20 protein-coding genes are annotated in these 24,655 nt (G+C 72.3%); 2 read left to right on the forward strand and 18 right to left on the reverse strand.

The genetic code is table 11. The features are described from left to right. Positions 1-284 precede the first annotated feature (284 nt). From KPF47_RS20925 to eccD, 7 genes are all read right to left on the reverse strand, one after another. Positions 285-632 carry a WXG100 family type VII secretion target gene (locus tag KPF47_RS20925; RefSeq protein WP_224390432.1) on the reverse strand — a complete coding sequence of 116 codons (348 nt, stop codon included), beginning with the start codon at positions 630-632 and terminating at the stop codon, positions 285-287. After that, complete coding sequence (locus KPF47_RS20930) at positions 625-2,760, reverse strand: hypothetical protein (protein WP_224390433.1); 2,136 nt, start codon at positions 2,758-2,760, stop codon at positions 625-627. Before KPF47_RS20930 ends, KPF47_RS20925 begins: the two co-directional genes overlap by 8 nt. Then, positions 2,757-3,641, reverse strand: a complete 885-nt coding sequence (locus KPF47_RS20935; RefSeq protein ID WP_224390435.1) for a hypothetical protein — start codon at positions 3,639-3,641, stop codon at positions 2,757-2,759. Before KPF47_RS20935 ends, KPF47_RS20930 begins: the two co-directional genes overlap by 4 nt. A 795-nt stretch (positions 3,642-4,436) precedes the next feature. Next, positions 4,437-5,894: a hypothetical protein gene (locus KPF47_RS20940; protein WP_224390436.1), complete on the reverse strand. Its 1,458-nt coding sequence runs from the start codon at positions 5,892-5,894 to the stop codon at positions 4,437-4,439. A gap of 338 nt (positions 5,895-6,232) precedes the next feature. Beyond that, complete coding sequence (locus KPF47_RS20945) at positions 6,233-6,883, reverse strand: hypothetical protein (protein WP_224390437.1); 651 nt, start codon at positions 6,881-6,883, stop codon at positions 6,233-6,235. Positions 6,884-6,921: 38 nt separating this feature from the next. Further along, positions 6,922-8,322: a type VII secretion protein EccB gene (gene eccB / locus KPF47_RS20950; RefSeq protein ID WP_224390438.1), complete on the reverse strand. Its 1,401-nt coding sequence runs from the start codon at positions 8,320-8,322 to the stop codon at positions 6,922-6,924. 4 nt (positions 8,323-8,326) lie between these two features. Continuing rightward, positions 8,327-9,730, reverse strand: coding sequence for a type VII secretion integral membrane protein EccD (gene eccD, locus KPF47_RS20955; RefSeq protein WP_224390439.1), 1,404 nt, complete (start codon positions 9,728-9,730; stop codon positions 8,327-8,329). Positions 9,731-9,923: 193 nt separating this feature from the next. Here eccD and KPF47_RS20960 point away from each other — a divergent pair, with 193 nt between their 5' ends. Then, positions 9,924-11,048, forward strand: a complete 1,125-nt coding sequence (locus KPF47_RS20960; RefSeq protein ID WP_224390440.1) for a hypothetical protein — start codon at positions 9,924-9,926, stop codon at positions 11,046-11,048. Here the strand turns inward: KPF47_RS20960 and KPF47_RS20965 are convergent. From KPF47_RS20965 to KPF47_RS20980, 4 genes are all read right to left on the reverse strand, one after another. Further along, complete coding sequence (locus KPF47_RS20965) at positions 11,031-11,345, reverse strand: transposase (RefSeq protein WP_374108880.1); 315 nt, start codon at positions 11,343-11,345, stop codon at positions 11,031-11,033. The genes KPF47_RS20960 and KPF47_RS20965 overlap by 18 nt on opposite strands. 6 nt (positions 11,346-11,351) lie before the next feature. Continuing rightward, a complete protein-coding gene (locus tag KPF47_RS20970) occupies positions 11,352-12,209 on the reverse strand; it encodes an IS5 family transposase (RefSeq protein ID WP_224390441.1) in 858 nt (285 codons plus the stop codon). Between the two features lie 115 nt (positions 12,210-12,324). Next, a complete protein-coding gene (locus KPF47_RS20975) occupies positions 12,325-12,633 on the reverse strand; it encodes a hypothetical protein (protein WP_224390442.1) in 309 nt (102 codons plus the stop codon). Next, complete coding sequence (locus KPF47_RS20980; RefSeq protein WP_224387966.1) at positions 12,584-13,036, reverse strand: IS5 family transposase; 453 nt, start codon at positions 13,034-13,036, stop codon at positions 12,584-12,586. Before KPF47_RS20980 ends, KPF47_RS20975 begins: the two co-directional genes overlap by 50 nt. On the opposite strand from KPF47_RS20980, the gene eccCb reads away from it, so the two are divergent. After that, entirely contained in the window at positions 12,958-16,185 is a 3,228-nt protein-coding gene (gene eccCb, locus KPF47_RS20985) for a type VII secretion protein EccCb (RefSeq protein WP_224390914.1), read from the forward strand. The two genes, KPF47_RS20980 and eccCb, sit on opposite strands and share 79 nt — an antisense overlap. Before the next feature lie 279 nt (positions 16,186-16,464). On the opposite strand, the gene KPF47_RS20990 is transcribed toward eccCb, so the two are convergent. From KPF47_RS20990 to KPF47_RS40305, 7 genes are all read right to left on the reverse strand, one after another. Continuing rightward, on the reverse strand, positions 16,465-16,764 hold the full coding sequence (locus KPF47_RS20990) for a WXG100 family type VII secretion target (protein ID WP_224390444.1): 300 nt from the start codon (positions 16,762-16,764) through the stop codon (positions 16,465-16,467). Between the two features lie 37 nt (positions 16,765-16,801). Next, positions 16,802-17,116, reverse strand: coding sequence for a hypothetical protein (locus tag KPF47_RS20995; protein ID WP_224390446.1), 315 nt, complete (start codon positions 17,114-17,116; stop codon positions 16,802-16,804). 78 nt (positions 17,117-17,194) lie between these two features. Beyond that, positions 17,195-18,259, reverse strand: a complete 1,065-nt coding sequence (locus tag KPF47_RS21000; protein ID WP_255658826.1) for an IS630 family transposase — start codon at positions 18,257-18,259, stop codon at positions 17,195-17,197. A 212-nt stretch (positions 18,260-18,471) separates the two neighbouring features. Continuing rightward, positions 18,472-19,500: an acetylserotonin O-methyltransferase gene (locus tag KPF47_RS21005; RefSeq protein ID WP_224390448.1), complete on the reverse strand. Its 1,029-nt coding sequence runs from the start codon at positions 19,498-19,500 to the stop codon at positions 18,472-18,474. 134 nt (positions 19,501-19,634) lie between these two features. Then, on the reverse strand, positions 19,635-20,870 hold the full coding sequence (gene mycP / locus KPF47_RS21010) for a type VII secretion-associated serine protease mycosin (RefSeq protein WP_224390450.1): 1,236 nt from the start codon (positions 20,868-20,870) through the stop codon (positions 19,635-19,637). Next, positions 20,867-23,704 (reverse strand): hypothetical protein, encoded by a 2,838-nt coding sequence (locus KPF47_RS21015; RefSeq protein WP_224390451.1) that lies wholly within the window; start codon positions 23,702-23,704, stop codon positions 20,867-20,869. The genes mycP and KPF47_RS21015 overlap by 4 nt, the downstream gene beginning before the upstream one ends. Positions 23,705-23,776: 72 nt before the next feature. After that, on the reverse strand, positions 23,777-24,400 hold the full coding sequence (locus KPF47_RS40305) for a LuxR C-terminal-related transcriptional regulator (RefSeq protein ID WP_224390452.1): 624 nt from the start codon (positions 24,398-24,400) through the stop codon (positions 23,777-23,779). Positions 24,401-24,655 lie beyond the last annotated feature (255 nt).

The following is a 24,655-nucleotide window of genomic DNA, read 5'->3' on the forward strand; positions in this document are numbered from 1 at the left end:
CGGCTTCTCGGTGTCGTTCGGTCCACGCGGTCGGGCGACCCGGCGGAAGATCCCTCACCAAGAGTGCCGGTCGCGGACGGGCTCCGTACGGGGCGGGCCGGGGCTGGTCAGCGGAGGTAGTGGCGTCGCAGGCGTGACGTCGCGCGGGACCGCCGAGGACCGGCACCCGACCGCCCGCTGATCGTCGCCGCCACGGGCCGGACCGCACTCGGGGCCGGTCGGTCACCGTGGCGACAACGGAGTGGTGCGCAGGGCCCGGCCAGGCGGGTACAGCGGTGTACGCGCTAGTCCTTCTCGGTCCAGGCCTCGATGTTGTCGGCGTACACACCGTCGATCCGGTCCGCGTTGTCCTCGTCGACCTTGCGGAACTCGCGCGCCATGTTGACGGTGAACTCACCGACGCCGGAGAAGTTCTCCCCCAGGGGCTCCGTATTGACGCGCAGCGGGTCCGCATACTTCGAGTACGAGTTGTCGAACGCCTTGCCGACGTCGTCGGTACCCCAGCAGCCGTGCCGAGCCTCCAGCAGCGAGGCGAGGTTCCGGTGCGCCTTCTGCAGACGGTCACCCGCGGATCCGGCCCGCTCGCCGGCCCGGATCGCCTCGTCCTCGTCGATCTCGAAACGGTCAGCCACGGTCGCCGCCGCGCTTCTCACGCGTCGTGTCCCCCGGGGTGTCCAGATCGCCCAGGCCTTCCAGCCCCTCCATGAACGGCTTCATCAGGGCGTCGATCGCCTGGCGCGGGTCGACCTTCCCGGTCGCGATACCGACGACGTCGAGGCCGGGGATCGACCCGGTCTTCTCCGCCATCTTCTCGATGCTCTCCAGCCGGCCCTGCTTCACCGCCTCGATGATGCGCGTCGCCAGCTCGGCCGGGGCGAGGGTCCGGTACCGGTTTCCGTGGAAGGCCAGCTCGCTGATCTCGCCGCGCCCGTCGAAGGTCATCGTGAAGGTGTTGTCCTTGGCGCGGACGGTGGTGGACTCCTCGTCCCACACCCTGCCGACGTCGTCGAGCTTGCGGCGCTCCTCCTCGAAGACCGCCATCGGATCGTCGGTCCCGGTGAAGAACCCGTCGGTGTCGCGTGCTGCCATGTGACTCTCCTCTTCTCGGTGGGGTCTCAGCGACGGCCGAGTACGGCGGGGGCCGCCCCGCTGCCGTCGTCCCAGGCACCCGGCTCCTCCTGCAGGACGACCTCGCGGGTGCGGTTCTCGTCGGACGGGGGGCCGCCCATGCCCCCCATCCCGCCCATGCCCATCGGCATCATCGGCGGGTGCATGCCGGGACCGGACGCCGCCGTCGCCGGCACCGGGGGGCCCGGGCTCGGGGCGCTGCGGCGGGCTGAGCGACTGCAGCGCCGAGGGCGGCGCGAGATCGGCCCGGCGCGCCGCGATCGCCGGGTCGGGCACGACCGGATTCGACGGCCGGCCTGCCACCGCGGGCTCGGCTGCGACCGCTGTCGCTGGGATACCCGGCACGTTCCCGACCGGCGGCGCGGGCAACGGCGCCACGACGGGCTCGGGCACCGCCGACGCGGTCGTGACCCGGTCCCGGGGCGTGTCGGACCGCCGGCCACCCTCCGCCTGCATGGTCTCCACGACGGGGCTGTCCGGGAGGACCCCGCCGCCCGGCCGCGACGACGACGCGACCTTCGCCTCACGGCCGAGCGCGCGAGGTGGAGCACCGGAGGCGGGAAGGTGCGTACCGGCCGTCGTCAGCGCGGCGAGGGACGCCGACCCGGGCGGGAGCATCTCGAGGGACGTCCGCTCCGGCGACGCCGGGTCGGGCGGGACGGCCGTCTCCCGGCCGAGCGCCCGCGGGGCCGGCGCATCGGACCCAGCGGACGGCTGCATCGCCGCGCGCACGGGGACCTGTGGATCCTGCGCCATGGCTCCCCGTAGCGGTCCGGGGCCGCCGGCCATCGCCCCCAGCACCGCCGGTACCTGCCCCTCCGGGAACGACGTCGGGGTGACCACGGGCTCGACCGTGCGGCCGAGCACCGGAGCCATCCCCGCCGGCATGGGTGGGGTGACCCCGCCGGGACGCCCGGTCACGGCCGGATCGACCGCCACGGCGTGCACCCCGGACACCGGCGCGAGCGACAACGCCGCGACCGGCAGGGCCGGGACGGTACCCGGGCTCTCCTGCAGGGCGACGTCCTGGACCCCGTCGGCTCCGCTGGAGCCCGCCCCGGTGCCGTCGCTCGGCGACACGACGTCACCGGCCCCCGGCGCAGCGGGTGCGCCCGTCGCACCGGGGAACGGGGCGAACCCGGTCCCCACCTGGACATAGGTGCGGACGAGTCCCTCCAGCACGCTGCGAGCACGCTCGTCGTACTGTGCGGCGGCGGCCTGCGGATCGGCCGCGTCCGCGACGGCGCGCGCCCGCTCGGCGACGAGCTCCCGCATCGACTGCTGGGCTCCGGCGACCCCGTCACCCGCCCGCCGCAGCAACGCCGCGTCCCCGGCGATCGCCGCGGCGACGGCATCGACCTCTCCCGTCAGACCGGTGCCGTGCTGCGCGGCCGAGGCACCCGCGTCGCCCGTCAGGTTCTCGCCCAGTTCGGCGCTCTGCATCCGGATCCGCGCGGAGACGTCCGCGAGCGTGTCCGCTGCGGCGGAGACCGCCGCAGCCCGGCGATCGAAGCCGTCCGCCGGGATGGACAGGACGAGCTGGGACAACGCCTCGAACCGCGCGGTGTAGACGCCGTCCGCATCGCCCTCCGGGGGAGGCTGCACCGCGGGCACGGGCTGTGCCGCCGTCACGAGCGTCCCAGCACGTTCGGAGCGATCGAGTCGTCGTCGTCGTCCCAGGCGCCGCCGTCGGCCTGGAGCCAGATGGTGGGCTCCCGCTCCTGGTTGCCCCCGCCGGCACCGCCGGCCCCACCCATGCCGCCCATCGGCGGCATCATCGGCGGCATACCGCCACCCGGCATGCCGCCGTTCAGCATGCTGCCGGCGTTCGGGAACACCGACGTGCCACCACCCTGACCGAGTGGGGTGTGGGAGCCCGGGGCGCTGATCGACTCACTGTCGAACCCGTCCCCGCCGACCGCCGGGATCCGTGAGGCGAGGTGCGATCCGGCTCCCCCGCCCGGGCCACCACCCCCCTCGGGGAGGGGATCGATCTGCGGCGTCATGGGCGTGAAGTCACGGCTCTGCATCTCCTCCAGTCCGCCGCCGAGCCCCCCGACGGCGTCGTCGACGGCGTTGCGCGCGTCCTCGAGCGCCTGCGCTCGGGCCGGGTCGTCGCCCTTCGCGGCGAGCCCGTCGATGGCGTCCTTCGCCGCCTGCTGCGCGTCCTGCGCCGTCGCACCGTCGCCGAGGCCGCCGAGCGCGTCCTGCACGGCGTCACCCGCCTGGTTCAGTGCCTCCCGACGGGCCGGCTCGTCGTCCGGGCCGCCGAGCGCGTCCAGCGAGTCACCGATGGCCCGGCTCGCGGCCTCCGGACCGGTGGGGTCGGTCAGGGACGTCATCGCGTCGTGCGCGGCGTCCCGGGCGTCGTCCAGCGCTCGCTGACGCACGGGATCGTCCTCATCGGCACCGACGTCGTCGAGGGCCTTGTCGATCGCCTCCCGGGCCTGCTCCGGGGTGGCGTCCTCGGGCAGATCGGCGAGCGCGTCGGCGACGGCGTCCTGCGCATCCATGAGCGCCTCGGTGCGCGCGGGGTCGTCCGACGGCCGTCCGAGATCGGCAATGGCATCGTCCGCGGCTCGGCGAGCCGCGGCCGGACCGTCCGGGTCGGCCAGCGAGTCGATCGCGTCGCCCGCAGCCCTGCGGGCATCCTCGAGGGCCTGGTCCTTCTCCGCGTCACCACCGGTGTCGATCTTGTCCAGCGCCTCGTCGACGGCCTGTTGCGCCTCCTCGGGGGTGGCGTCCTCGGGTAGGTCGCCGAGCGCCTCGTCGATGGCCTCCTGGGCCTGCTCGAGTGCGTCGGTCCGCTCCTCGGAGTCCTCGGGCCGGGGAGTGCGTCCTCGACGGCGTCGCCCGCATCGCCCGGCTCGAAGGCCGCATCCGGGTTCTGTCCCATGAGGTCGTCGATGGCGTCGTTCGCCGCGTTCTTCGCGTCCTCGAGCGCCTGGTCCCGTGCGGGGTCGGAACCGGATCCACCACCGGATCCGTCCTCCTCGTCCCCACCGGATCCGCCGCCGGGGCCGCCGCCGGTGCCGCCGCCCTCGCCGCCGCCCTTCAAGCCGTCGATGGCGTCGTTCGCCGCGTTCTTGGCATCCTCCAGCGCCTTGTCCTTGGCCGCCTTGTCCTGCGCCGCCTTGTCCTTGCCCGGGGTGTCCTTGCCACTGCCACTGCCACCGCCACCGAGGGGGCCCCGCCGGCACCACCCAGCGGGTCGTCGCCGACTCCGGCCAGGTCACCGATCGCGTCCTGTGCCGCGTTCTTGGCGTCCTCGAGCGCCTTGTCCCGGGCCGGGTCCGACCCGTCGCCCTTCAGATCGTCGATCGCGTCGCCGACGGCGTCCTTGGCGTCTCCGAGCGCCTCGTCCCGGGCCGGGTCCGACCCTCCACCGAGCCCCTCGCCGGTGCCGTCACCGCCGTCGAGGCCCCCACCGGCGCCGTCACCGCCACCGAGGCCACCTCCGTCCAGGCCGCCACCGGCGGCATCGCCCAGACCGTCGATCGCGTCGTTCGCCGCGTTCTTGGCGTCCTGCAGCGCCTTGTCCTTGGCGGCCTTGTCCTGAGCGGCCTTGTCCTGGGCGGCCTTGTCCTCAGCGGCTTTGTCGTCGCCTCCGCCACCGCCGAGCCCGGAGCCGGGACCGCCACCCAGGCCGCCACCGGTCCCCCACCCGTACCGCCGCCGGCGTCCTCGCCACCGCCGGCGCCGTCGCCGTCGCCGAGACCATCGGTGTCGGAGTCGCCGATGCTGTCGCCGAGACCGTCGCCCAGGCCTCCGCCCAGACCGCCACCGGCGCCCTCGCCCGTCTCGTCGTCGGATCCGCTGCCGGAGTCGTCCTCCAGCAGATCGTTGATCTCGTCGCGCGCGTCGCCGCTGAGCTCGTCGAGCTTGTCCCGGTCGTCGCCCTTGTCGTCGCCCTTGTCGTCGCCCTTGCCGTCGCCCTCGTCGTCGCCCTTGCCGTGGCCCTCGTCGTCGCCCTTGCCGTCGTTCTCGTCGTCGCTACCGCCCAGGTCCTCGTCGCTCGGGACGTCGGGCTTCTGCAGTGCCGGGTTCGATGTACCCGTGGTATAGACGGCGAAGAACGGAGGGATCGCAGAACCTCGCTCGACGTATCCGTCGGTGAGGTTGTCCGCCAGGATCTGCAGCGACTTGAGCAGCATCTTCTCGCGCTTGTCCTTGAGCTGCTCGTTCCAGTTCTCGGCGCTGGAGATGACGTCCTGGAAGTCGCTCGAGTTGCCGCCGTAGGCCGCGACCAGGTCGGCCCAGTGCTTGTGGTAGCGGTTACTGGTCTCCTGGGCGTTGTGCAGCCACGCCTGGGTGTCCTCCTTGGCCCGCTTGACGCCCTCGGCGAAATGGGAGATCGACTCGCCGGTGTGCCAGAGCTTGCCCGCGATGTCGGCGTCGGTGGCCGTCCGCCAGAGTTCCTGGCTCTCCTTGAGGATGCCCTTGGCCCGCTCCTGGAAGGCTTCCGAGGACTCGCCCTCGATCGCATCTTCCATCGCCTTGATCTGGTCGCTGAACTTGTTGTTCGTGGTCTCGAGCTGCGCGAGAGCGGATTTCATGTCCTCGCTGAAGTTGCGCCATCCCTGCGTGACGCCGTTGCCGCTGCCGAAACCCAGGTACTTGTCGGAGTCGACGGTCCCGCCGTCGTAGATGATCTGACCGAAGTACTCGAGGAACTCGCTGACCGAGCCGAACGTCCTCCGGTCGAAAGCCGGAGGACTGGACTCGAGCGTCCCCGAGACCGGATACACGGATCCGCGCTCAGCCATTTCTGCTACCTCTCACAAGACGCGTCGACGGGCCGACCCGTCGCCCGGGACGACGGCACACCTGGGCAGGATTCACACGGCGGGTGTGGGCGTCGGGCCGCGGACGGGAACACCACGCCGCACCGGCACGAACTGCCCCACCGGTGCGAGCCCCGGCCCGGTGCCGCAACCGTCACCGTTCACCCCACCGCCGATGCTCATGCCCACCCCTCACCCAGCCAGGGACCTCTTCTCGGACGAGGCTAGGAGTCGGACGGCATTCCCGGCGCCGATCCGGAGGCAGAAGTGCGATCTGCGGGGTTTCCCCCGCCAGTGGGACACGGCGATACCACCCCTACTCACACCTTGGAGCCGGTCCACGTGTCGTGGGGATAGAGGTTGACCTCGTCCTTCCGACCTCCCCCGCTCCCGTCCTGGTCGTCAGCGCCCTCGTCCTCGTCGTCGTGGTCGTCGTCCTCGTCGTCGTCCTCGTCGTCGCCGTCGCCGTCGTCGTCAGAGTCGGAGTCGGAGTCGGAGTCGTCCGATCCGAACGAGTCCGCATAGCTCGGCGCCTTGTTCACCGACTCATAGCCATTCGTCTCCGACGGACCGTCCTCGGGCTGGGTGAAGTTGCGCTCCTCGTCCTCCACCGCCTCCGCATGCTCGTTCAACCGATCCCCGATCGAATCGGTCACGTCATCCAGCTCCTTGTCGACAACCTTCTTGATCTCCGAAGCGTTGTCCTTGTCGACCTCCTCCAGATCGGTGGCAATCGACTTCACACCCTTACCAAGCTCCTGCAAGGCGATGTTCATCCGCTCACCCTGCTGCACGACCGCGTTACGGCGATCGTCCATGACATTCTCCAGCCACAAGCCCGTCTTGAAGTTCCCCGCCTCCGGCCAATGACGCTCCAGATCAGCGAAGACCGACATATCGCCTTCCATCAACGTCGTCAGCTTCTCGCCGATCTTGTACAGATCGTCGGTCCAACTCGTCTCCTCGGCCACGACTCACTCCTCAGGTGATCGGTCTCGGACGGTGGTTCTCAGGCACCCGCGTCGGCGCGGGCCGCGGTCGTACTCAGCACCGGCCCCGTCGGGAGCAGGTCCAGCAGTGACCCGGGCAGCGCCGTGATCGGCGCGCCGTCGTACCCCAGCCCCTTCAGGGCCGCGTCGTCGGCGATCGGGAACCGGGTCCCGGTCTCGGTGACGAGGAACGTCCCGGCCGCCGCGGCCCCCTGGTCCCGCACCAGCACCCCGCCGCCGGTCGGGAACGACACCCGGTCGGTGGCGACGCCCGCTGTCTTTCGCGGAACGACCGAGGAGCCCGTGTCCACCTCGGTCCGGTCGCGCAGCTCGATCGTGGTGGTCACGCCGTCGGGGCCGGGTGTGTGCCGGGCACAGGGCACCGCGTCCGCAGACGGCGCCGCCGCTGCCGGCGGGCGTTCCGGCAGGCCCGCGGCCAGATCGGGGCCCGGCGACGCCGGGATCGCGGTGAGCGCGGCCTGCCCGATCGGCACGGGCTCCGGGGGCCCGCCGGGGTAGGCCGCCGCCGTCGCGGGGTCGGCCAGCAGCAACGCGGCCACGCTGGTCGAGATCGGGCTGACCCCGTCGGTGCGCAGCAGGTAGAGCTGCTCGGACTCCAACGCCGGGTTGCGGACGGTGAGCACCTGCCCCACGAGCGTCGGCGTCCCGCCCACGACGGGGCCCGGCGTACCCGCCCCGTCGGACGGGGGAACGCCGAGGTCGCGGCCCGCGGGAACGGTGTCGAGCCACCCGGCGGGCACCGGCACCGGGGTGACGGCGTCGTAGCCGAGCACCTGCACGGTGTCGGTCTCGGGGATGCGGAACCGCTGCCCCCGCCACAACAGGTGTCGCATCCCGTCCGGGCTGGTGACCAGCACGCCGTGGGCGTCGTCGAGCGGCCGCCCGGCCGGTCGGCCGACCAGCACGGTCAGCTGCGGTGCGCTCGCACCGACGCGGGATGCGGGCAGGGTGCAGACCGACCAGGGGCCGGCGTCCAGGTCCGCCGCCGTGGGGATCGCGTCCGGTGCGTCCGGGATACCGATCGGTCGTCCGGTCGGCGCGTCGAGCGAGGCCACCGACACCGAGGTGACCGGCCCGGCGGTGGCACCGGCCAGCCGGGCGGAGGCGTAGTTGAGGACCGGCCGCAGCTGGCCGTCGAGATAGAGGTAGCGGGCGCCGGTCTCCTCGACGGCGATCACCGTGCCGGGGGTGCGCCACTTGTTGTTCCCGCCGGGCACGAACAGCCCGTAGATGAAGAAGATGCCGGCGATCAGAGCCGCGATCAGCATCCCGATGACGACGCCGGTGCTGCTGCGCCGGTTCGGCTGCACCAGCGCGTCCGGCCGCCCGTGCGTGACGGCCGAGATCATCCGCCCGACGACGAAGAAATAGGCCTGGACCTGGTCCCTGCGTGACTGCATGTGCTCAGCCGCTCAGTCCGCGCATGTAGGCGTACACCCCGAGCACCGCGAGCAGGATCGGCACCAGCGAGATCGAGGTCAGCGTCTCGAAGATGTCGACGGCCCGGCCCCAGTAGGGCTGGAGCCGCCGCCCGGGCATGACGTCGACCAGCCACAGCATCCCGGCCCCCACCGCGAGCGTCGGGAGCAGCGTGGCGAGCAGCAGACCGGTGAGGCCGGAGCCCGCGGCGAACCCGACCACGGCGGCGCACACCGCGGTCGCCGCGGGGACCAGCATCGCCCAGCGCGGCAGCGTCGCACCGGGATGGCGCGAGCGCAGCATCAGCAGTACCGCCGTCACCAGTGCCAGCACCGTCGGCCAGCCTCCGGCCAGTGCGACGACGATCAGCAGCGGCGTCTGCGCAGCGCCGAACCCCAGGTGCAGCGCGGCGGTGTAGCCGACGGTGACCGCCCCCCGCTCGACGACCACCTCCTGCGGGACCGGGTCGATGTCCTCGCTGAGCTGCTCGGGTGTGGTCGGCAGCAGCGGCAGCGACAGCCCGGACAGCCGGAACGCCAGCGAGGAGACGAACAGCTGCAGGATGCAGGTCACGATGATGGTGACCGCCGCCGTCCGGACCAGCCCCAGGCCTGCGAGGGTGCCGATCAGACCGGCCTTCGTCGCGATGAGGGTCGTGGTCAGGGCGCCGGCGAACAGCAGCGCCGAGTCCGCGACGACCACGAGCCCCACGGCGAGGATCGCGACCGTCACCGCCCCACCGACGGTGAGCGCCGTGGTCGGCGTCGGGTCCGGGGCGAGCGCCAGGCAGACCAGCACCGACGCGGTCGTGCCGTAGAGCACGGCCAGACCGACCAGCACCGTACCGACGACGGTGTCCCGCGCCCCGCGCGCGACGAGTGCGGCCACGCCGAGCAGCGCCGCCGCGACCAGCGCGCCGACCGGTCCGGTCAGCACACCGGCCGCGGGACCGGGTAGCCAGAGCAACGGTGCCCCGAGACCGAGCAGCACGGTCGCCGCGGTCAGGAGCATCCCCCGGGTCCGGCCCGCGGTCCACGCCCCGGGATGCGCGGCGACCTGCTCCCCCGCACCGGCGACGATGTCGTCGTAGTCGATACCGGCGAGCTGCTCGTCCCGCGGGCGCAGGTAGAGCGTCTCGCCGTCGTGCAGGTCGAGCTGGGCCGCCGTCAGCTCCTCGTCCAACGGCGGCTCGCCCAGCCGCTGCACCACCCAGCCCTCGTGTTCGGCGCCCGCCTCCACCGTCTCCGCCCCGAACTGGGGCAGCACGGCGGGCAGCAGGTCGACCAGCGGCACCTCGGCGGGCACCGCCACGTCCATCGACCGGTCACCGAGAACGAGGTGTAGCCGCGCCGAGGTCCATGTGCGAGTCTGGGTCTGTTCCTCCGCCACGCGTTCAGGTCCTTCCTGCCAGGGTCGAAGACCGTGAACCGATCGGACCGTAGGTCCGCCATCCGCACCGGGCGTCGTCCCGGCCGGCCGGCGGCCGCGATCGTGGGAAGTTCACCCACCAAGGAGGACGCGTGAGCGCAACCGTCTGCCCGGCACCGCGACCGTGGCCCGCGGGTACCGGCGGGACGAGCTCGTGAGCTCGGTGCTGTTCGCCCGTCGGTCGCGGCGGCAGAAGCCGCCGGCCCCCGAGGAGGACATCGAGCTGCAGGAGCCGCCCGCCATCCCGGAGGACACCGGCGGCGGGCTCAGCTCGGTGCTGCTGTACGCGCCGATGGGACTCGGCGGCCTGGCCATGATGATGATGTTCCTGCGCCCGGGGTCGGGCATCATGTCCTACATCGGCGGCGGCCTAATGGTGCTGTCGGTGGTGGGCATGATGTTCGCCCAGATCCTGCGCAAGGCCGTCGAGCACAAGCAGAAGCTGCACGGCCACCGCCGGGACTACATCCGCTACCTCGGGCAGCTCCGCCGCCGGGTCCGCAAGGGACTGCGCGCCCAGCAGCACGCCGCCCGCTGGACCCACCCGGACCCGAGATCGCTGTGGTCGATCGCCCTCGGCTACCGGCTGTGGGAGCGGCGGCCCTCGCACGACGACTTCAGCGAGGCCAGGATCGGGCTCGGTGCCCAGCGCTCGGCGCTGCGCCTGGTCACCCCGGACACCAAGCCGATCGAGGACCTGGAGCCGCTGGCCGCGCACGCGCTGCGCCGTTTCCTGCGCGCCTACTCGACGCTGCCGAACGCGCCGATCGCGATCTACCTGCGCGGTTTCGCCCGCATCCAGCTGCAGGACGCGCCGCAGGACGTCCCCGGCGAGCCGGAGACACCCGAGATCTCCGACGGCTCGGACTCCGCCGACGCCGGTCTCGTCACCGGCTCCGAACGGCCGTCCACATCGGATGACGACGCGGCCGACCCGCTCCCCCCGTCCGCACTCGGCAGGCCGGCGCGGTCTCCCGACGCCGGTGGTGTGAGCGCCCGGGTACCGGAGGACGGGGCCGAACCGGACGCACCGCAGACCCCCGGCCCGGACCCCGTGCTCGGCGCGGTCCGCGCCCTCCTGGCCCAGGTCGCGACCGCGCACGCGCCCGGCGACGTCCGCATCGTCGTCGCCGCGTCCGCCGACCGCCGCCACCGGTGGGACTGGTGCAAGTGGCTGCCGCACCACCTCGATCCCGAGGTCCGCGACGGGGCGGGCGAGCTGCGCATGGTCGCGGACTCCCTCGCCGGCGCGGAGGACCTGCTAGGGCGTGTCTCCTAAAGTGCGCAACCAGGTGACGATGGCCTTCAGTGCAACTCCGCCGCGGAAGGTCAGCGCGAGCTTGTCGTAGCGGGTCGCGAGGCCGCGCCACTGCTTGACCTCGCAGAACCCGCGTTCGACGACGTTGCGGCCGCGGTAGTCGACCCGGTCGAACGCCGGTGGTCGGCCGCCGCGTGTGCCGCGTCGTTTCCGGTGTCCCTGCTGGTCAGCCGGCTCCGGGATGACCGCGACGATCCGTCGTCTGCGCAGGTGGGCGCGGATGGCGCGTGAGGAGTAGGCCTTAGAGCGTCCGGCGATTGATGGTTATCGGAGTCGACGGGTCGTGGGTCGGGTTGTCCAGCGGTAGCGGCTGCGGGCATGGTTGATCAGCCGGCGGATCACGGTGAGCGCGGCGGCGAGGTTGAGGTAGAACTCGACGATGATCTTCCGGCGATCGGTGAACCGGCGCAGCTTGCCGTAGCCGTTCATCCAGGAATGGGTGCGCTCGACCGGCCACCGCTTACCGACCTGGATCGGGGCGGGCCGGCCCTTGGTGGCGATCTGTGCGTCGAACCCGAGTCGTTCGAGCAGATCGCGGGTCTTGCCTGAGTCATAGCCCCGGTCCAGGTGCAGGCACGGTCGCTCGGGCAGCGGCCCGATCATGTCGTAGATCCCGATCAGGGTCGGTTTCAGCAACGGCGAGTCGTGGTCATTGGCGCGGGCGCTGATCAGGTGCAGCGGGATCCCCGCACCGTCGCAGACCACGGAGCGTTTGGTGCCCTGTTTGCCCCGGTCGACCGGGTTACAGCCGGCGACCTCGCCACCGCAGGGAGCCTTGGTGATCGCTCCGTCGGCAGACAGATCGTCGAGGTCGAGACCGATCATCTGGTCATAGCCGGCCAGCGCGGCCCGAAGGACCTGCTCCCCGACGCCGGCGGCGGCCCACTGGGCGAGACGGCGGCGGATCGTGCGGTCCGAGCAGCCGGGGGTGGCAATGCGTTCGTAGCCGCTGCCGTGCACCAACGCCGCGAGCACGTGCTCGAACACCAGGCGGTCGGGGATACGGCGGCGGTGACATCCCCACGGATGGGCCGGGTCGAACTCCGGGCGCCGCTCTGCCTCGATCAGGGCAGCGAACTCGACCCAGAGGGGGTCGATCAGCGATTCTGGCAATAGAGGCACGGACCCTCCAGGCGACCATCAGGACATCAGCAATCCCATGATCACTTGCAGGTCCGTGTCTCTACCAACACCGACACACGGCCACCTCTACTGCCGGACGCTCTTAGAGGTCGTTTCAGAACGACTTGTCGAGTTTCCATTGACCCCTCGACGACAGATCAAACGGCAGGTCAGATAGCCGCTTGTCGTCTACAACAGACACGTCGACCTCGTTCTGAAATGACCTCTTATCTGCGCGGACCCGCTCGGGTCGGGTCCGCGGTCGGCCCGGACCGACCCGTCCGACGCTCAGATGTGACATCAGGTGCGCGAACATCGGGGCGTCACCGGCCTGGCCAGGGCCGACCAGTACGACCAGCGGGCGGCCGTGTCCGTCAACGAGCTGGTGGATCTTCGTGCCGAGCCCTCCGCGGGAGCGGCCCAACGCGTGATCGGGCGGCTCGATCAGCAGATTCTTGTAGTTCGATCCGGCCCCCTGTGTCCCGCTGCAGGGTCGCGGCGTGTTGGTGAGCGCGGATGATCGTCGAGTCGACCGACACGGCCCAGTCCACGAGACCGGCGGAGTCGGCATCGGCGAGCAGAGCTGCGAGAACCTGGTCCCAGGTGCCGTCACCGCAGTAGCGGCGGTGGCGTTTCCATAGGGTCTGCCACAGCCCGAACTCGACCGGGACATCACGCCAGGCCAGCCCGCAGCGGAACCGGTAGATGATCCCCTCGATCACTCTGCGGTGATCGGCGAACGGGCGCCCTGGCATCCCGTCCGACGAGGGCAGTAACGGCTCGAGTCGGTCCCACTGGGCATCGGTCAGGACGGCACGGCGCGACACCTACTGATCATCGCGCAGGCCCGACCAGCCGGGTTAGGAGACGCGCCCTAGGGGGCACCGCGTTCACCGGCCGCCCCGGTTTCGAGCCGGGCAGCCCGGTCACCGCGACCGAGCCGATGGTCGTCCTGGTGCTCGACGGTGTGACGGTTCCCGACGACCACCGTGCGGCCGGCGAGGGGTATCGGAACACGGTCGTGGTCGACGTCGGCGGAGCCCTGTCCTGGTCCGCGCGTCCCGACACGCTGTACCTGGAGATCGGGCCGGAGCAGGCGAGCACGGTGACCTTCGACCGGCTCGGCAAGCCGCACAGCCGGGCACTGTGCCGTCCCGACCACCTCGGTGAGGCGTCCGCGGCGGCACTGGCCAGGACGATGTCGCGTTACCGGATCGGCACCGCCACCTCCGGCAGCGACGAGCCCCTGGTGTCGGACTACGACCTCGCGGCGCTGCTCGGCGTGGGCGACGTGCGGACCTTCGACCCGGTCCGCTACCGCGCGGAACGCCGCTCGGCCCGGCGGCGGCTGCGGGTGCCGATCGGGATCGCCGGGGCCGGCGGCCCGCTGGAGCTGGACTTGAAGGAGTCCGCCGAGGACGGGATGGGCCCGCACGGGATGTGTGTCGGCGCGACCGGTTCGGGCAAGAGCGAGCTGCTCCGGACGCTGGTGCTCGCCCTGGCCACCACGCACTCGTCGGAGGACCTGAACTTCGTCCTCGTCGACTTCAAGGGAGGTGCGGCCTTCCTCGGCTTCGACCGGCTGCCGCACACCTCCGCGGTGATCACGAACCTGGTCGACGAGCTGGAGCTGGTCGACCGGATGAAGGACGCGCTGACCGGTGAGCTCACCCGGCGCCAGGAGCACCTGCGCGCGGCCGGGAACTACGCCTCGCGCCGCGACTACGAGGCCGCCCGCGCCGCGGGCACCCCGCTGGAGCCGATGCCCGCGCTGTTCATCGTCGTCGACGAGTTCTCCGAGATGCTGACCTCCAAGCCCGAGTTCATCGACGTGTTCGCGATGATCGGGCGGCTCGGCCGCAGCCTCGGGGTGCACATGCTGCTCGCCAGCCAGCGGCTCGACGAGGGTCGCATCTCCAAGGTCGAGACCCACCTGTCGTACCGGATCGGTCTGCGGACCTTCTCCCCCGGCGAGTCGCGCAGCGTGATCGGGGTGCCGGACGCCTACGAGCTGCCGTCCAGCCCGGGCAACGGCTACCTGCGCCCCGACACCCAGACCCTGGTCCGGTTCAAGGGTGCCTACTCCTCGGCGCCCTACCGCCCCGCCCGGCGGCGTACCGCCCGTAACGAGGTCGAACAGCAGGTCATCGCCTACCACAGCGACTACGTCGAGCCGCCCCCGGCGCCGGAGCCCGAGCCGGACCCGGAGCCCGAGATCGCCGAGAAGACCCAGGCGATGATCGACGTCCTGATCGAGCGCCTGGAGGGCATCGGCCCGCGGGCACACCAGGTGTGGCTGCCGCCACTGCAGCTCGCCCCGACCCTGGACCAGCTACTGCCGCCGCTGGTGGACCACCCCGAGCTCGGGCTGCGCCCGGTCGGTGGGCTGGGTACCGGGTCGCTGTCGGTCCCGGTCGGCCTGGTCGACCTGCCGGACCAGCAGCGCCGCGACCTGCTGCTCGCCGACCTGGCCGGGGCACGCGGCAACGTCGCCGTGGTCGGCGGCCCGCAGAGCGGCAAGAGCACCCTGCTCCGCACCCTGATCGCCGGGCTCGCGCTGACCCACTCGGCCCGCGAGGTCCAGTTCTACTGCCTGGACTTCGGCGGCACGTTGTCCTCGTTGTCGTCGTTGCCGCACGTCGGCAGCGTCGGCGGACGGCTGGACCGCGACCGGGTGACCCGCACCGTGCTGGAGACGACCAACCTGCTCGCCCGGCGCGAGGCGTTGTTCGCCGCGAACGGCATCGACTCGATGGCCACCTACCGGCGGGCCAGGGCGGCTGGCCGGTTCCACGACGAGGACCCCTACGGGGACGTGTTCCTGGTCGTCGACGGTTGGTACACCATCCGGCAGGACTTCGAGGTGCTGGAGGAGCGGTTCTCCGAGATCGCCGCCCGCGGACTGAGCTTCGGCGTGCACCTGGTGATCGCGTCCAGCCGGTGGGCGGAGATGCGCCCCTGGCTACGCGACGTGCTGGGGACCCGCTACGAGCTGCGCCTCGGCGACCCGTCGGACTCGGAGATCAACGGCCGGTTCGCCGCGACGGTGCCGCAGCGCCCCGGACGCGGTATCACCCCGGACCGGTTGCACTTCCTCACCGCACTGCCCCGGATCGACGGCGACCAGGGCACGTCGGACCTCGCGGAGGCCACGGCCGACCTGGCCGACAGCCTCGCCGTCCCCGACGCACCGACCGCACCGGCCGTGCGGCTGCTGCCGATGGAGCTGTCGCCGTCCGCCCTGCCGTCGCCGACGGCCCCGAGCTCCACCGCGGAGATGCGGATGCCGCTCGGAATCGAGGACGTCGAGCTCGGGGTGCAGTGGCTGGACTTCGACGCCAGCCCGCACCTGATGGTGTTCGGCGACGCCGAGACGGGCAAGACCGGTCTGATGCGGCACATCGCGCGCTCGGTCGTCGCCCATCACCCGGCGGGCGAGGCCAAGGTCATGTTCGGCGACGTCCGCCGCGAGCTCTACGACGCGATCCCGCAGGAGAACCAGATCGAGTACGCCGTCGGCAGCGACGCACTGGCGACGTCGATCTCCAACGCAGCGGCGGCGCTCAAGAACCGGGTGCCCGGCCCGGACATCCCACCGAGCAGGCTGCCGCTGCGTGACTGGTGGACCGGTGGCCGGCTCTACGTCATCATCGACGACCTGGAGCTCGTCGAGGGCGGCGGCATGAGTGGTGGGCCGCTCGATCCACTGTTGCCGCTGATCGCACAGGGTGCGGACATCGGGCTGCACCTGATCGTCGCGCGCAGCACCTCCGGAGCCAGCCGCTCGATGATGAACGCGGTCATGCGCCGGATGTGGGAGCTCGGCACCCCCGCGGTGCTGTTCTCGTGTCCGCGCGACGAGGGCGCGTTCCTCGGAACGGTCAAGCCGCGCACCCTGCCGGCAGGACGAGCCCAGTTCATCAACCGGCGGCGCGGGGTACGGCTCGTACAGACCCCGCTGCAGCGCGGGGACTGACTGCGGACACCGACCGGCGACACGGCTCGACGAGCCGTGTCGCCGGTGGGTCCGGCCTCCCGACCTGGGCGCAGCGCGGTATCGAGGCAGAGGGGTCGCCGTTCCGGACGACGTCGTCCGCCCTCCGTCGGGGTCGTCGCCACGATTCTCGCGCACGGTCGACCGCGTCATCACGTGACCACACGGAAACGACCTCCGATGCAGTGGCATCGGAGGTCGTCGGTCGTGCCGTGAATCGGGTTCCGGTCCCATCGGGCCGGAACCCGACACTTCACCGGTTCAGACCTGCAAACGCCTGGCGCCGGCGCCGTCGGTGTCCTGCATGTTCACAGCCCCGTTCTTGAGGCTGTTACCGACCTCGAACAGATTCTGCTGACGCCGCTCGAGATCCTTGTTGATCTCAGCGGAGGTGGCCTCGTAGCTCTTCGAGGCGTCACCGCCCCAGGTGTCGGAGACGAGCTTCTGCACGTCCTTGCGCATGGTGTCGGCGGTCTGCTGCATGTTGTCCACACCGCCCGCGATCGCCTTGTTGCACGCCTCGATCACAGCGTAGTCGTACACCGTGTTGTTGCCGGCCATCTCAACCCTCTCGTCGTCGGTGTCGTCGCAGCTCAGATCAGCTGAGGAAGCTGTTGAGACTGTTCATGTTGCTGGCGTTCGCCTCGTCCGACGCCGTCTGCTCCTCAGCCGTGACCCGCATGCTCTTGGTGAGGTCGTTGCAGCGGCTGACGATCATCTGGTCGACGTTGCGGAACCAGGACTCGTACACGTCGGACAGAGCCTTGGTCTGCGCGCTGTTGCTCGACTGGAGGGTGTTCTGGACGATTCCCTGTACCCGCTTGAGCTCGGAGCGCATCGCCTCCTGACCCTGGTCGTGCATCTTCGCCGCACTGTCGATTGCGCCCTGTTCGAAACTGGTAACTTCCGCCACGGCGGACCACCTTTCGCGAGAGTCGAGGATCGAACCGGACATCGACTTGCAACCGGTGTCCGGCAGGTAGTCCCGAACCTAGTGTCGCGTAAACGATGTTCTTTGACCGGGTCGGCAGTGGTTGAGTAGGTGGTCTGCGGGTTTGGTCCAGATGAACGGGTGGCAGCGTTCGTTCCAGCCGTCGATGAACCGGCCGATCGCGCCGATCAGTTCTCTGACGCTGCCGAAGCTGCCACGGCGAATGGCCTGGCGGGTGATGACCCCGAAAAAGACCTCGACCATGTTCAGCCACGATCCCGAGGTCGGGGTGAAGTGCAGGGTGATCCGCGGGTTGCGGGCCAGCCAGGCCTTCACTGCGGGGTGCTTGTGGGTCGCGTAGTTGTCCACCACCAGGTGCAGCTTGCGCCGCGGGTAGGCCTTCGCGACCTGCTTGAGGAACCGCAGGAACTCCTGATGGCGATGCCGCGGCAGGCACGCCTGCTCGACCCGCCCGGTCGCGACCTCTAACGCCGCGAACAGCGTGGTGGTGCCGTGACGGACGTAGTCATGCGTCCGTTTCTCCGGGATACCGGGCATGATCGGCAGGATCGGCGCTGTCCGGTCCAGGGCCTGGACCTGGGATTTCTCGTCGACGCAGAGCACGACGGCCTTGTCCGGCGGGTTCAGATACAACCCGACGATGTCGCGGACCTTGGCTTCGAGCTCGGGATCGGTGGAGAACTTGAACGTCTCGGACTTCCACGGCTGCAGCCCCCACCGCCGCCAAATCTTGCCGATCCACACGTGGGAGATCCCGAGCTCGGCACCGAGCAGCCGTGACGACCAGTGCGTGACTCCGAGCCGCTCAGGCGGCGGTTCCAGCGTGGCGAGCACGACCGCGACCTCGTCGATCACCGGCGGCCGGCCCGCCTTGGGCCGGTCGGCCAGCCCGGCGATCCCCTCAGCGGCGTAACGCTTCTTCCACCCGATCACCGTCGCCTTCGACGCCCCGACCAGTGTGACGATGTCCTTGACCGCCACCCCGTCCGCGGCCAGCAACACGATCCTGCCCCGTCGGGCCAGTCCCGCCGAAACCGACGAGGAACGCAGCCAGGACTCCAACACCTCGCGGTCGGCGGCCGGAACGTCCACGGTCACAGTCAACGGCACAGCTCATGATCCCGTAAACCAGCCCGTGAGTAAAGTAACCTAGTTACCGCAACACTAGGGAACTCGGCCCGCGCACTCGACAATCCGTCGTCACGCGGGAAAGTTCGGAGGGATATCCCTCACCAGGGCGACACGACAATGCGCTGGTCACGGTCCTCGGCCGGCCCGCACGAGTTCTCGGCGTCGCGGATCGGGATCACCCCGGCTCAGGGCGCGGTGGCCTCCAGGATCGAGTACGGACCGGGCGTGGCGACGACGCGGTCGAGGGTGAACCCGGCACCGGCGAGCAGGTCCCGGTACTCCTGCTCGGTCCGCTCCCTACCGGGCAGCATCCCCAGCATGGTCAGGTCGACCGCCTTGCTGAGGTGCGGCTCGTCGCCGTCGGGGACGACACCCTCGATGAGCAGCACCCGGGCCTGTGAGGGGGCGGCCGCGGTGATCGAGGCGAGGATGCGCCGGCAGGACTCGTCGTCCCAGTCGTGGAAGATGTGGCCGAGGATGTAGACATCCGCCGTCGGCACGGCGCGGAAGAAGTCGCCCCCGACGAGTTCGACGCGGTCGCGCAGACCGGCGGCGGCGACGGTCGGCTCGGCGTTCGGCACCGTGGTCGGGAGATCGAACACGATGCCCCGCCGCCGGGTGTCGCCGTCGCGGGTGAGCAGCTCGACGAGCACGCTGCCGTCGGAGCCCCCGATGTCGGCGACGGCCTCCCCCGCCGGGAGCCGGTACCCGTCGAACATGCCGGTGCGCACGCCGGCGGTGATGTCGGCCATGGCCCCGCTGAACAGCGCGGACCGGTCGGCGTCACGGCTGATCCAGTCGAACATCGGCTCGCCCAGGTACTTGGTGGCACCGGGCTCGCCGGAGACGACGCTGTGCAGCAGCTCGCTGAAGGGCAGGTAGTGGGTCTCCATCCGCATGCGGGCGACGCGCAGCAACGACTCGGGGTGCTTCTCCGACAGCGTCGCACCGACCGGGGTGATGCTGACCAGGTCGCCGTCGGTGGTGAACACCCCCACGGGGGCGAGTGTGCGGATGAGCCGCCCGAGGGGCTCGGGACGCGAGCCGGTGCGGGCGGCCAGCTCGGCCACGGTGGTAGGACCTTCCTGCTCCAGGATGGTCGCCACGCCGAGCTGCCCGATCACGTAGACCGCCTGGGAGATCTGGAAGCCGCCCATGAGCTGGATCATCACCGCGCCGGGGGGCGGTCCGGGTGGCGTGGCTGTCGTCGACATACTTCTCCTCTTTCTCACGGTTCTGTTCGATGTGGATCCGGTCGATCCACGGGATGGGTGCACGTCCGGACGTCGGGACCGGAGACGTGACGCGTCACCCCGTTCCTCGCACTCCGGTCCCGCACACAGGTCGCTCACCGGGGCTCGATCGGAACCCCGACCGCCGGTGGCGAGGGCTCGGTGCGCAGCACCCGGGCCGGTCGCCACGACCGCCGCCTGCCCTGCCGTCCCCACCGCACCCCCACCCCGGTGCCCACGACGACCAGCGCCGCCGCCGTCACGGCCAGCACCGACGCGACGACGGCAGGCAGGTGGTCCGGCGGCTGCGGGGCGAACGGAGCCAGCGCCGCCTCGACGCGCGCACCGGCGGTCTCGGCAGGCAGCAGCGCGGACACCGCCGCCGCCGGGTCGACCACCCCCCAGCCCAGCGCCGGGTCCGGCAACGTCGCGGCCGGTGCGGTCGCGGTCGCCTTCAGCCGGTCCGCGACCTGCACCGCGGACAGCTCGGGGTGGTAGGCCCGGATCAACGCGGCGGTGCCGCTCACGAACGGGGCGGCGAAGCTGGTGCCGCTGCCCTCCCAGTGGCCCGGCCCGCCGGGCCCGAGCCCGATCACGTCGACGCCGGGAGCCGCCAGCGCCAGGTGCAGCCCGACCTGCGAGAACTGTGCATGCTTGCCGCCCGCGTCGACGGCGCCGACCGCCAGCACCGACGGGAGGCTCGCCGGGAAGGTCGCCGGGTCCCCGGACTCGGCGCCGTTCGCAGCCGAGGCGACCAGCACGACGTCGCGGGCCGCGGCGTACTCCACCGCGGAGCGCAGCGCGGGCGGCGCGGACGTCGTGCTCGCCGACACGTTGATCACCCGGGCGCCCCGGTCCACGGCCGCGCGGATCCCGTCGGCGAGCGCGAGCGCGTCGACCTCACCGGAGTTCGCCGTGCGGGTGATCCGGATCGGCAGGATCGTCGCCTCCGGTGCCACACCCGCGAACCCGGTGTCCGGCCGGACCGTCGCGGCAACGATCCCCGCGACGAACGTGCCGTGCCCGACGCAGTCCGCGTCGGCCGGCCCACCCCCGGTGACGTCCACACCGGACAGCACCCGGCCCCGCAGCTGTGGAACCGATCCGTCCACACCGGAGTCCACGACGGCGACGACGACGCCGGCGCCGCGGGTCAGCTCCCACGCCCGCTCCGGCCGGAGCTGCTGCTGCGGCCACGGGACGTCGGGGCTGTTCGCCGGTGGCGGGGGGAGACACCCCTCCTGCGCCCGTGCCGGAGCGGCCGCCCCCGTCGCCAGCCCGAGCGTGAGCGTGGAGACGAGTGCGAGCACGAGCGCCGCCGCGCGGGCCCGGTGTGCCCACGAGCGGATCACGACCCGGCTCCCGAACGCGCCCCGGACCCGGCGGGCACCGGTGCACCGGCCGACCGCCCGGCCGCCACCGCCTCCGGGCTGACCACGGCCAGTCTCCTGGTCAGCCGGGCGACGACCACGGGGTCGTCGACGACCCGCGCGGTCGCCCGGCGGCGTCCGGCGAGTGCGCGCTCCAACCGGCTCAGGGCAGCCTGGTCACGGGCGTCGAGCTCGCGTGCCGTGCTCGCGGTCTCGTCCGGGCCCAGCTCACGCAGCAGCAGCGCGACCCGGGGGATCCCGTTCTCCTCGGCGGTCGGCTCGGCCTCGTGCAACCCCAGGGTGCGGTACCGCGACCCGGCGGGGAACACCGCCTCCGCGACGGTCGCGCCGCCGGTCAGCTCGCCGGTGCGGCGGGCCGTCGCCGGCATGATGAGCACGTCGTAGCGGGCATCGGGAACCGTGACGTCGAGCTCGGTGCTGGCGCTCAGGAACGCCGCCTCCCCGAGCAGCCGACCGGTGACCCCCTGGTCGGCCCCGACGTCGTCGACGGACTGGCGCAGTACCGGGCGCCGGTGCACCGGGAGCCGGCGCAGCCCGGACACCAGGCAGGGCAGCTGGCCCCCGACGCGTCCCTCCCGCCCACGGCGGATCGCGCCGTCGACCTCGGCGGCCCGGGTGCCCTCCCCACCGTCGAGGTACAGGTAGACGGCCGCGAGATCGGCCTTCGCCTCGTTGTCGGCGTCGTTCCCGGCCCCGCCGCGCAACGCCGGCCAGGCGGCCATGGCGGTGTTGACCGCGGCGAGCGCCTCGGTGAACTCGTCACCGGCGGCCGCCACGAAGCGGCGTCGCTCGGCGGTCGTGCTGGGCCGGTCCGGCACCTGCAGTGCGGTCTCCGGGACCGGGTCCTCGTCGGGGGCGCCCGGCGGCTCGGGCACGACGGGTTGCTCGTCCGGCGCGTCGACCGGGGAGGTGGGGTCCGCCACCGCCGGGACGTTCTCCGACACCGGTGCGGGGCCCGCGGTGCCGGTCGTGACCGGGGCCGGCGACGGGGGCACGGCGGGGGGCTGCCGCGGGACGACCGGGACCGCCGCCCCGATGTCCGCGGAGCCGGACGCCGGTGGCTCCGCCGGTCCACCCTGAGCACGGGATCTCTCCCCCGCCGCCTCGTGGGACGAGCCGGGCCCGGGGACGCCGTCGGGCCGCTGCCTTGCGGCCGGGGTGATGCGCGGACCGGGACGCGTGGGGCGCCCGTCGGGTCGTCCGGGTTCGTCACCGGCACGCCCACCCGCCGCGGGTGCCGAGGCCCGATCGCGTCGGGCGACGGGGCCCGGGGTGCCCCGGTCGGGAACCGGTGTGTTCCCGTCGGGAACGGGGGTGTCCTCGCCCGCGACGGGAGCGTGCGCGCGCGGCCGTGCGGTGCCGGCGTCGGTGGGACCGTCCGGGGGCACCGCGTCCGGTGGACCCGCCGGGGCCCGCCGCCCGGGAAGCGTGGTCCCGGAGCCGTCCGGACGGCTCCTGCGCAGACCGAGGCGCGCCGCCCGGGCGCTGCGGCCCTCCGGGATCCCCCGCCGCCGGACCACGGGCCCGGATGCGTCCGGGGCTCGCGGCGCCGTGCGGTCGGCATCGCTGCCCGGAACGGCATCGGGGTCGGGGTCGGCGTCGGGGTCGGCACCGTGCTCGACGACCCGCATCGTCGTCCGGCGTCCGGGGTCGAGCCCGGACACGAGGAGCTGCGCCGTGGCCCGCACCGCGTCGTCCACCGGGTCGTCCGGCCCACCCAGTTCGAGTGTCCAGCCGGTCGGGTCGAAGCGGCGCGTCCGGTCCGACGCCGGAGCCGGAGCGCGCCCGACGACCAGGCCGCTTGGCACCACGTGCACGCGGATCCCACTGTCGTCGCCCTCCCCGGGCAGGTAGCCGGTCTGTCCCGCACTGCGCCAGCCGGGCGGCGGCGGCGCGGCGACGACGACCTCCTGGGTGCCGTCCGGGTCCAGTTGCAGCACGGTGGGGAACGGGTCGAACAGCTCACTGCCTGCCTCGTCGAGCACGACGTCGCGCACCTCGCCGTCGGCGGCGACCAGGGAGGCACACGGCGCGATCAGCACCGGCCCGCCGACCGCGGCGCACAACGCGTCGAGCCAGCCCGGCGACGCAGCGGCGGCGGACAGGGTCACCACGGTGGGGGGCGCGCCGCGGAACCGGGAGAGCACCGTCGCGACCGCGCCCGGCGTCGGCGGGGGGTCGGCGACGACGACGCGGGCGGCGCGGCGGCCACCCACGATGTGGAAGGCCAGGTCACGGGCGCCGACGGGGGTCGCACCCGCGGCGCGGACCGCGATTCCCGCCATGGTCGGGGTGCTGGTGAGCGGGTGCGCGGAGACGTCCGGTACCGACTTCTCCCACGGCCGTGGCGGGAACCTCCACCCGTCGGGCCGCGGCGGGGCGCCGCGGGCACTGCGCCACCATCCGGGCTCCCCGCCCGCGTCGGACACGACGACAGCACTCCCCGCCGCGAACGACAGCTTTCCCACCGGTCCGAGCACGTCGACCCCGGCGTCGCGGGCGAGGTCGGCGAGCAGCTCCCGGTGGTGTGCGAGCCCGGGGACACCGAGCCACACCTCACCCAGGGTGGGGTCGGCGGCCACGGCGTCCCGCATCGCGTCGCGCAGCGCCGCGCGCAACACGTCCGGCTCGGTGTCCCTCGACGCCGCCCGTCCGAGCAGCACGAACCGGCGCCCGAGGGGCGCCGGTAGCCGCTGGAGGAACGCACGCTCACGCTCCGGGTCCTGCGCACCCCGGAGCACCACGTGCCGGCCGACCGTCTCGGCGACGATCCGACCCGGCTCAGCTCCCGTCATCACCACCGCTCCTGTCGCACCAGCTGCTCGGGCCGGGACACCCTGTCCCGGCCCGGTCCGACGCCCCGTGGTTCAGATCGCGCCGATCCGCAGCGCGTGCGCCACCGCGTGGGCCCGGTTGCGCAGACCCAGGCGGGTCTTGACCGCATGCACCACGGACTTGATGGTGCGCTCGGAGTAGTTCAGCCGACGGGCGACGTCCGCGGTCTCCAGGCCCGCGGCGAACAGCCGGAGGATCTCGGTCTCCCGGGTGGTCAGACCCGCCCGGTTGACGCCGACCGCCGCGAGCCGGGTGTCCATCGACCGGATCTCGTCGAGCAGCCAGCCGACGGTGGCCGACGGCAGATCAGCGCCACCCGCGCGCGCCGTCACCACGGCCGAGATCACCTCGTCCCAGCTCGCGGAGCTCCGGGCGAGCACGGCGGAGAGCTCGTGCGCGACCGCCCACCAGAGGTGGCGCTCCTCCATCTCCTCGACCACGAGCACGAGCCGGGGAGCGGTCCCGGTGTCGTGGGCGGCCGCGATCTCGGCGACGACGGCCTCGACCTCGGCGCGCAGGTCGAGATCGACCGCGTCGGCGAAGACCAGCACGACGTCGGCGGTCTCGCCCGCCACCTCCACTTCGGGCCGCCCGTTCAGGTAGGCGTCGGCCGCCTCGCGCAGCACCGGATCGGCGCACAGCACACGGGTGGCCACCGGACACGGCTGGTGGCGCGGCCTCGGTGTGCCGTCCGTGGCGATGTGTCCGTCCACGATCACCGTCATGCGACATCTCCTCCCGACAACCGGATGCAGTACACGGTGCCCACCCGACGTGGCGCGGCGATCACCGGACGGACTCTGCACGCCTGGCCCAGGGAGATCCCCCACCAGCCGGACCCGGCACCGGCCGACCACCGGGCCGCGTCCTCGACGGGCGTTTCGTGGGGGTTTCCCCCGGGGCACGAACGT

Source organism: Pseudonocardia sp. ICBG1293 (genome assembly GCF_020131355.1).
Lineage (GTDB): Bacteria > Actinomycetota > Actinomycetes > Mycobacteriales > Pseudonocardiaceae > Pseudonocardia.

Bases quoted from the DNA above. Each gene is read 5' to 3' on its own strand.
- KPF47_RS20935 (WP_224390435.1), bottom strand. From the start codon at position 3,641: ATGGATGCGCAGGACGCCGTCGCCGACGCGCTCGCCGATCTGCCCGAG.
- KPF47_RS20940 (WP_224390436.1), bottom strand. From the start codon at position 5,894: ATGGCTGAGCGCGGATCCGTGTATCCGGTCTCGGGGACGCTCGAGTCC.
- eccB (WP_224390438.1), bottom strand. From the start codon at position 8,322: ATGCAGTCACGCAGGGACCAGGTCCAGGCCTATTTCTTCGTCGTCGGG.
- KPF47_RS20990 (WP_224390444.1), bottom strand. From the start codon at position 16,764: ATGGCCGGCAACAACACGGTGTACGACTACGCTGTGATCGAGGCGTGC.
- KPF47_RS21005 (WP_224390448.1), bottom strand. From the start codon at position 19,500: ATGTCGACGACAGCCACGCCACCCGGACCGCCCCCCGGCGCGGTGATG.
- KPF47_RS21015 (WP_224390451.1), bottom strand. From the start codon at position 23,704: ATGACGGGAGCTGAGCCGGGTCGGATCGTCGCCGAGACGGTCGGCCGG.